General features: G+C 59.2%; 9 protein-coding genes. 4 read left to right on the plus strand and 5 right to left on the minus strand.

What is annotated here, in order from left to right:
• Positions 1-234: 234 nt before the first annotated feature.
• The 4 genes from HMPREF3053_RS06450 (at position 235) to HMPREF3053_RS06465 (ending at position 4,174) form a co-directional block, all read left to right on the plus strand.
• Entirely contained in the window at positions 235-1,320 is a 1,086-nt protein-coding gene (locus HMPREF3053_RS06450) for an efflux RND transporter periplasmic adaptor subunit (RefSeq protein ID WP_070767446.1), read from the plus strand.
• A gap of 9 nt (positions 1,321-1,329) precedes the next feature.
• The gene (locus tag HMPREF3053_RS06455) at positions 1,330-2,067 is read left to right on the plus strand and encodes an ABC transporter ATP-binding protein (protein WP_070767447.1); all 738 of its coding nucleotides are present in this window, start codon (positions 1,330-1,332) and stop codon (positions 2,065-2,067) included.
• The gene (locus HMPREF3053_RS06460) at positions 2,054-3,487 is read left to right on the plus strand and encodes an ABC transporter permease (RefSeq protein WP_070767448.1); all 1,434 of its coding nucleotides are present in this window, start codon (positions 2,054-2,056) and stop codon (positions 3,485-3,487) included. The genes HMPREF3053_RS06455 and HMPREF3053_RS06460 overlap by 14 nt, the downstream gene beginning before the upstream one ends.
• Positions 3,488-3,589: 102 nt before the next feature.
• On the plus strand, positions 3,590-4,174 hold the full coding sequence (locus tag HMPREF3053_RS06465; protein ID WP_172954594.1) for an RNA polymerase sigma factor: 585 nt from the start codon (positions 3,590-3,592) through the stop codon (positions 4,172-4,174).
• A 58-nt stretch (positions 4,175-4,232) separates the two neighbouring features.
• Here HMPREF3053_RS06465 and HMPREF3053_RS06470 read toward each other — a convergent pair whose 3' ends face one another.
• From HMPREF3053_RS06470 to HMPREF3053_RS06490, 5 genes are all read right to left on the minus strand, one after another.
• Positions 4,233-4,784, minus strand: coding sequence for a hypothetical protein (locus tag HMPREF3053_RS06470; RefSeq protein ID WP_070767449.1), 552 nt, complete (start codon positions 4,782-4,784; stop codon positions 4,233-4,235).
• On the minus strand, positions 4,781-5,236 hold the full coding sequence (locus HMPREF3053_RS06475; protein ID WP_049192916.1) for a hypothetical protein: 456 nt from the start codon (positions 5,234-5,236) through the stop codon (positions 4,781-4,783). The genes HMPREF3053_RS06470 and HMPREF3053_RS06475 overlap by 4 nt, the downstream gene beginning before the upstream one ends.
• Positions 5,223-6,311, minus strand: coding sequence for an Asp23/Gls24 family envelope stress response protein (locus HMPREF3053_RS06480; RefSeq protein ID WP_016421904.1), 1,089 nt, complete (start codon positions 6,309-6,311; stop codon positions 5,223-5,225). Before HMPREF3053_RS06480 ends, HMPREF3053_RS06475 begins: the two co-directional genes overlap by 14 nt.
• On the minus strand, positions 6,308-6,505 hold the full coding sequence (locus tag HMPREF3053_RS06485; protein ID WP_016421903.1) for a hypothetical protein: 198 nt from the start codon (positions 6,503-6,505) through the stop codon (positions 6,308-6,310). Before HMPREF3053_RS06485 ends, HMPREF3053_RS06480 begins: the two co-directional genes overlap by 4 nt.
• Before the next feature lie 65 nt (positions 6,506-6,570).
• Positions 6,571-7,098 (minus strand): Asp23/Gls24 family envelope stress response protein, encoded by a 528-nt coding sequence (locus tag HMPREF3053_RS06490; RefSeq protein WP_016421902.1) that lies wholly within the window; start codon positions 7,096-7,098, stop codon positions 6,571-6,573.
• Positions 7,099-7,595 lie beyond the last annotated feature (497 nt).

The following is a 7,595-nucleotide window of genomic DNA, read 5'->3' on the forward strand; positions in this document are numbered from 1 at the left end:
TCCGATTAGGTTCGCTGTATCAGCCGCAAACACTCGGCCCTAAAAAGGGCAAAATTCCCTCCGCGAAAACCACACGCGATGGCCGTCGAAAAGCACTTACCGCGCTTTCATGCAATACCTATCAGCACTGAATAAAAGGTATAGCCAGCACTACCACTGCCCACGGGGGTTAAGGGTAGGATTTCACGCGTACCACGCTGTCAATTTGGATTCTGATCGGATACTTCTGCAGACATGAAAAAACAAGGGAGGGGCGCAAAAGCGCTCACAGTCTTCAAGTACACGCTGGCGTTGCTGGCGACCGTTGCGCTTCTCAAGATCGCATTCTTCCCCGCTAACGACGAGGACTATGCGCAAGCAACCGGTGATTTCTCCCAGCCCACCACGGAGCTATCCCCTCAGCGGATCAATAACACGCAGAAGCTGTCTGCCACCATCGTCCCGGACGAGCCCACCGTGATCCGCGCCAACGCTTCCGGTGAAATCACTGACGCCTATGTCAACAGCGGCGGCAACGCCGTAGAGGGGCAAAACCTGCTTCAGGTGAAGAAGACCTCGGTATCTGAGACTGCCAGCACCTCCGGCGGCGCGGATTCCGATGAAGAAAACGCCGCAGCCGCCGCACCCGAAACTACCGTGACTTGGGGAAACATCACCGCTAAGGCTTCTGGCACTGTGCAGTGGGATATCGTCATCGGCCAGACGGTTGAGATCGGCCAGGAGATTGGCACGATTTCGCCGAACAGCTTCCACGCCGTAGCACCTATTAAGCCGAGCCAGCTGTACACGCTGGGAGACTCGATTAACAATGGCCGCCTCGCTATCACCGATGGCCCGGCACCGTTTTTGTGCGATTCGGTGAAGACCGTCACGGGAAGTAGCGCGGGCTCGCAGAACACTGGCGCCGGGGATGGCGCTGGCATGGGCGCCGCCGCTGCTGGAAATTCCTCGGGCGGCCCACAGCTACGCTGCGATATTCCCGCAGATCAGACCGTCTACGAAGGTGTTCCTGCCACGCTGATTCTTGGCAGTGGCACCACCTCGGAGGTCCCGGCACTACCGGTGACCGCAGTGGAGGGACGCTTCCGCGAAGGTGTCGTCTACGCTCCAGCTAAGGATGGCGGCAAGCCCACAAAGATCAAGGTTGAGCTGGGCGCCAACGATGGCACTTTCATTGAGATCAAGCGCGGCCTGAAGGAAGGCCAGCAGGTCTTGGAGTACGTGCCTTCCTACAAGGACGAGTCCGCCGGCGACGGCACTGGTGATGGCAGCGACACTGGCTTCGATGAGTCCGGCGATGACGCTGGCTCTGAAAAGTAGGCCCGCGCCATGCTTAGTTTGACCGCAGTCACTCGAACAGTGACGCTCCCCAACGGCGAGGAGCTGCCTATTTTGAAAGGCATCGACCTCGACGTGCCACGCGGCGAGCACCTCAGCATTGTCGGCCAGTCCGGTTCGGGTAAGTCAACGCTACTGAACATCATTGGCATGCTCGATTTGCCGGATTCCGGCACGTACACGTTCGACGGCACTGATATTTCCACTTTGTCGGACAGGAAACGCGCTGCTCTCCGGGGCGATAATTTGGGATTCGTCTTCCAGCAATTCAACCTCTTCCCCTCCCGCACCACGCTGGAAAACGTCGAGGTTCCGCTGATGTACGACCGGGGCGAGAAGTTTTGGAATCGCACCGAGCTCGCCGCCGCGATGCTGGAGCGCGTCGGCCTGGGCGATCGCCTAGAGGCCACGCCTTCCCAGCTTTCCGGTGGTGAACAGCAGCGTGTGGCTATTGCCCGCGCGCTCGTGCGCCAACCGCAACTCATTCTTGCCGATGAGCCCACCGGTGCGCTCGATGTCGACACCGGCAAGATCGTCATGAATTTGCTCGAAGAAGTCGCGGCGGAAAACAACGCCGCATTGATTCTGATCACACACGATTTAGAGGTCGCCGAGCGCGGCGATCGTGTGCTTGAGCTTCGCGACGGTCAGTTGCACGCCGACTCCGTCCTGCTATCTGCTGCCAACGTCATGCACGGCTCCGAGGAGGTTGCTGATGACGACGAATAATGAAACCGAATCGAAGTCACGGCCTTCCTTCCTCTATGCAGCAACGCCTTATCTCGGCGCTCTGCTGGAAGCGTGGCATGAGCTGCGCATTAACCGTGGCCGCATCATGCTGTCGCTGGTCAGTGTGGCCGCCGCAGTGTGGGCGATGACTACGGTTATCGCACTTGGCAATATTCTCACCAGCTCTCAGGATGCGGTCACCGCACAGAGCACGGGTGTCGCCGGAACGGTCACGTTGACGGCCGGAGCGGGTAATTCCGATTCCGAGGAAGGCGGTAACTTCGGCGACGGTGGCTTCAGCGGTGACGGCAGCGCCGGCACAATGGCCGATAGCTTTGGAAGCTTCGGCGGCGAGGGCACCGGCGGAAACGGCCCGGACGATTTGAGCGTCATCAACCCAGACGGGTCTATCAACGACGCCTTTTCCGCTGCCACCCACCGCCTGGTGGAGACCACTCACGCCAACTTGTGGTCGCGAGTTCGAATGCAGCCAGCGACTCCCGAGCAAAATATGGATGACTGCGCCCCGGATGATTACGAGTGTTTTTCGCCAGGTACTCCCGAGCTGATCGCCGCTGACCCGGGATGGTTCGACATCTACGCCCGCACCATCGTGCAGGGACGCCGTTTAGAGGATGCCGATGGCCAGCGCTTGATGAACCCCGTCGTGATCAACGACCAGTTCTACGAAAGTCTGGGCAACCCAGCACTAGCCGACCATCCAACCTTCAGGTTGAAGGAAACGGGCAACACCACGTTCACCGTGGTGGGAGTGTATAAGTCCCTCGGATCGTGGGACGCCCCGAGCATCGTCACGCACTACGATTCCTTCCTCAACGCCGGCTACGAGGGACAGGTGGGTGAGCCGCAGCTTCTCGTCGCAACGCCTGAAGAATCCGCAAAGGAGAACCAGAAGGCGCTGCACAACATTTTCCAGGCGGAGCTCGGCCCCAGCTGGAAGGTGAATACCTCCCTGTCGGAGAAGGACACGCAGATTTCCCAGGAGATGAATAACACCATCACCACTGCGCTGGGCATTATCGGTGGCATTGTGATTGCGCTTGGCGCATTGGGGCTGCTCACGGTCTCGATTGTCACCATTGGCCACCGCGTCCGTGAGATTGGTATTCGTCGCGCAATGGGCGCGTCGGCAGGCAGGATTTTTATCTCTGTGTTCCTGGAGTCGATTGTCGCCACGACGGTGGCGGGTGTGGTTGGCGTGATTGCCTCGATCATCACGGTCAAGCAGTTGCCACTGGATAAGATGCTGGCGTTGCCGCTGGAGACCGGTGCCGTGGCCTACCCCGTCACGGCCGCTGTCATCGGCGTGCTGGTCGCGACATTCGTGGGCGCACTGGCGGGCATCATCCCCGCCACTATTGCCGTTCGCGTCAAGCCCATCGACGCCATCCGCTTCTAGCATTTCAGGCCCTAGTTCGCCTGGCTGCGTCGCCGCCTGCTTTTTGCAGGTGAGGCCACGTACAGCCAGGCGAATTATCTTTAGGTTTTAAGTTGCTAAGCTATGTCCATGACTCCCGCACGCCTCGTCTCTAATGACGAATACATCACGCAGCTGGCGCTGAAAGCCGGCCGCGGTGATCAGGCTGCGCTGACGGAGTTCGTGCGGCTGACCCAGAAGGACGTGTGGCGTCTGGTCGCACATCTGGGCGGCGTTGATGCTGCGGATGATTTAACGCAGGAGACGTACCTGCGCGTGATGGGGGCACTTCCCCGCTTTGCGGCGCGTTCTTCTGCCCGCACCTGGCTGTTGTCGCTGGCCCGGCGCGTGTGGGTGGATTCGGTCCGCCATGATTCGGCACGCCCGAAGAAGTCCGCGATGGAAGTGGAAAACGCTGCCGAGCAGTTTACGACCGGCGAATCGTGGTCAGAGCTCGCTGATGCCCGCGTGCTGCTGGAGCAGCTGCCGGAAGAACGCCGCGAGGCACTCATTTTGACGCAGGTGCTGGGTTACTCCTACGCCGAGGCCGCGGAAATCGCAGGGTGTCGTGTGGGCACCATTCGCTCGCGCGTCGCTCGTGCGCGCCGCGATTTGGTTGCCGCGCTTGACGACGGCGACAGCGCCAACGGCGACTCTGCAGCTGTGTAAACCCGCTCCGGCCAGGGGACGTAGCCAGCCGTTGTAGGTTGTGGCCTCTCGAAGCTGACTAACGGTCCAGTTCGATTTTGTAGGTCGAGGCGATATCCGCATGGCCGAGGGCATCACGCATTTCACGCTCCGCGTTTTTCAGGGCAGCTACAACGGCGGGGAGGCTCGCCTGCGGTGGCATTGCCACAGTCACTTCCAAGGTGGGTATTCCATTATCCCGGTAGACCCGTGAATCCGCCTGGTTGATGTGGGCGTTGCGCTCTAGATCGGTGCACACCGCATCGGCAACATCGGCGACCGGCAGCGAAACCTCTCCTAACTTTTCCTGTGATTCCGATGCGGCGACCGTGCTGAACCGGTGCGATCGCAGATTAGCGACCACCAGGCTGCAGCCGACCACCGCTAGAATCGCTGTGATTACACCGAGGACGGGAACATACCAGCTTTGCTCAGGTAGTTTTCCCCAGGATTCCATCCGCCCGGTGTCATGAAGCCACTGTGCAGGAGCGACATCGAGGTAGCTAGCAATCGCCCATGTTGCTACCAGTAGTAACAGCGCTGAGAAGAGGAACAACACAATTCGGTCGAATACGCTTACTGATGTTTTCACTTGTCATCACCTTCGTATCCGCCGTGAGTTCCGGAAGCAAGTGCCGTGCCATTCTGGATTTCTTGGTAGTCAGACTTATGCATCCACACTGGCAGGTTGCCATCGTCATCGACGCGTACATACCGGCGCGGGGCGGGAAGAAACACCGCGATGAGCTGTCCCAGCCCATAGATTGCAGCGAGGATTCCGACGAGGAGCAACACCCATGACGCGGCTGAGCCCTGTGGGTTGCTGAACCAGTCGAATACCGGTTGTAACCATGAGGTGTCACCTGAGCTATTGGCGCTAATGATTGCTTCTCTACCTGCGACAATGGCCGCTGCAATCATCAACAGACCGGCGAAAACTCCCAGCCCGCGGACCTTTGGTGATTGACGCGGGTCACGTCCCTGGCGAGTTTCGACTGACTCGTCCGAGACCACCGCGGCCGATGACCTCTCAGTCGGCGTCATAGGGTGTCACCTCAATCTTTTTCAGTGGGCGCGGCTCTGGCGTGCTTACCACCACGGTACGTGGTTGTGGCACGGATACCGGGCGCAGCTGCTCCTGTCGTGGTGCGCGAACCTGTTTCAACCGGGTTGGACGCGGCACTTTAACCGGCCGTAGTAGTGCTGGTCGTGGCGTCTTAACGTTAATTGTGCGTGGCGACGGCACTCGTACCGGACGCAGCTTTGGTTGCCGGGGGACACTCACCTGCACCAAGGACTTCGGCTTTGGTGCTGCGACTTTTCGCAGCTGTATTGGCCGTGGAGTTGGTGTGCGACGCACCTGTACCGGCTTCGGCGCCGAGGTGCGAGTCACTGGTAACGGCGGTGGCGCAACAACGCGACGGGCCGGTTGCGGCTTTGGTGCCTTAATAGCCACAGCTGGTTGCGGCTTCGGCTGCATGACAAAGCGCATCGGTTGTGGAGCAGGTGCTGGGACACTGCGTACTCGTTCTGGACGCGGCGGAGTAACGCTGCGTACCAGCTGCGGTGTCACCGGCTGAATGCTACGCACTGACTGTGGCTGCGGTACTGAAATACTGCGCACTGGCTGCGGCGTCGGCACGGCGATAGACCGCACTTCTGGGACCCGCCGCACCTGCGGTGCGGTTACTACCTGCTGGTTCACCCGGACAGGTGTCAACTGCGGGTGATCTGAAAAGTACGCTAAGTCCTGTCGGGTGACACGCACGTGCCCGGGTTCGACGCTGTCGATGTCAACATCGACGGTGACATTTTCAAGACCGGCCATATCAGCGAGCCAGGCGGCGACGCTTGAACGAATGCGCACCGCAATTTCCGCTGTCGGCGCCGGCCATGATGCAACGGCGCGAACTGCGACTCGAACTGCACTAACGGCATTGGTCGTGGCAGAACTAGGGGCAATCGCACTATCGATAGAGACAATTGGATAGTCGCGCCCTAGCACACGGGATTGGTCGAGGGTGCCGGGAACCGCGCGCACGGCCATCTCTACGATGCGGCGGATTGCCTTTTCGCTTACGACGGTGGTGCCACGCGTTGCTGGAACGTGGATAGTCACCGTCGGCGGCCTCCTCGGTTGAACTTACGGTTGAGTTCGGGCGCATCGATTTTGCCATCGAGTACCGCACCGGCTGCACCGGCCAGAACTCCGAAGGCAATAACCGCAAGAAAACCCGTGAAACCACCAATCATTGCGGCGAAGCACAGGACAACGGCAATCGTCGCGAAGGTCTTTGTGTAATTATCGAACATGAAATTCCCCTTTATACGGGCCTAACTACCCATCCTGCCCTGCTCCGACGCGCAATAGTTGTCAACTACTGGACGCGTGGCTGTTCCTTGGGCTCGTTAGCAGCCGCGATGGCCTTGCGCTGCTCTTCGCGCTGCTTAGCGGCCTCTTCTTCGCGCTCCTGCGGGGTCTGGTAGTCGGTGTGAACATCGGAAACATCGACATTGACTTCAGTGACCTCGAGGCCGGTCATACGCTCAACGGAGCTAATGACGTTCTGACGGATAGCCTCAGCCAGTTCATGGATGGCAACGCCGTACTCGGCAATGATGGTGACGTCGACTGCAGCCTGGCGCTCGCCGACCTCAACAGCAATTCCCTGGGATACGTTGGCGCTGCCGCCGGAAACAAACTCACGGACGGAGCCAGCGAAGCGATCCATGCCGCCGCCAAGGTCATAGACACCGGAGACCTCGCGGGTAGCGATACCGGCAATCTTGGAGACGACGCTGTCGTCGATAGAAGTGTGGCCGTGGCCGGTTCCCTTATTCGCGGAGTCCGAGCCAGCCTGAGTTGCCGGGGTGTTCTTAGCAGTGTTCTTTGCATTGTCAGCCATGATGTGCCGTTCCTGTTCTCAGTGTTGTAGACGAAATGTCTGGACAATGCCGATGCTATAGCCGCCACAGGCAATCTGCAGTGCGGCTAGGAATACATGACTGCGAGAGAGCCCCTCCAGCAGGGATTTCGTTATGAAAGGCTCTTAGAAAACTGGATTACAGACTTGATGTACCCTTCTTCCCCGGCATCACGGAGAGCTCTGTAATTTCTAGATTATCCCTGCTTGACGGCAGGATATGACCTCTCATTTCCCGTTCTGGCATCACGAACGAACCCCACGTGCCAGCCGTTTGCTAACAAATTCGACAACTTTGTATAACGAGTGGCAACTTACAGCGAGATTCCACGTTTCAGCGGTGTGTTAATGCCGACCACGATCGGAACTCGTGCGCACCGCGATTTGGTTGCCGCGCTTGACGACGGCGACAGCGCCAGCGGCGACTCGGCTGCTGTTTAGCCCCGCCCGTTACCTTGTGAGTGTCCCCGATAATGGGG

The sequence above is a fragment of the Corynebacterium sp. HMSC064E07 genome, assembly GCF_001815745.1.
Classification (GTDB): Bacteria; Actinomycetota; Actinomycetes; order Mycobacteriales; family Mycobacteriaceae; genus Corynebacterium; species Corynebacterium jeikeium_D.

What these genes read in the sequence shown, in the direction of transcription:
- HMPREF3053_RS06450 (WP_070767446.1), top strand. Translation starts at nt 235, where the DNA reads ATGAAAAAACAAGGGAGGGGCGCAAAAGCGCTCACAGTCTTCAAGTAC.
- HMPREF3053_RS06455 (WP_070767447.1), top strand. Translation starts at nt 1,330, where the DNA reads ATGCTTAGTTTGACCGCAGTCACTCGAACAGTGACGCTCCCCAACGGC.
- HMPREF3053_RS06460 (WP_070767448.1), top strand. Translation starts at nt 2,054, where the DNA reads ATGACGACGAATAATGAAACCGAATCGAAGTCACGGCCTTCCTTCCTC.
- HMPREF3053_RS06465 (WP_172954594.1), top strand. Translation starts at nt 3,590, where the DNA reads ATGTCCATGACTCCCGCACGCCTCGTCTCTAATGACGAATACATCACG.
- HMPREF3053_RS06475 (WP_049192916.1), bottom strand. Translation starts at nt 5,236, where the DNA reads ATGACGCCGACTGAGAGGTCATCGGCCGCGGTGGTCTCGGACGAGTCA.
- HMPREF3053_RS06485 (WP_016421903.1), bottom strand. Translation starts at nt 6,505, where the DNA reads ATGTTCGATAATTACACAAAGACCTTCGCGACGATTGCCGTTGTCCTG.
- HMPREF3053_RS06490 (WP_016421902.1), bottom strand. Translation starts at nt 7,098, where the DNA reads ATGGCTGACAATGCAAAGAACACTGCTAAGAACACCCCGGCAACTCAG.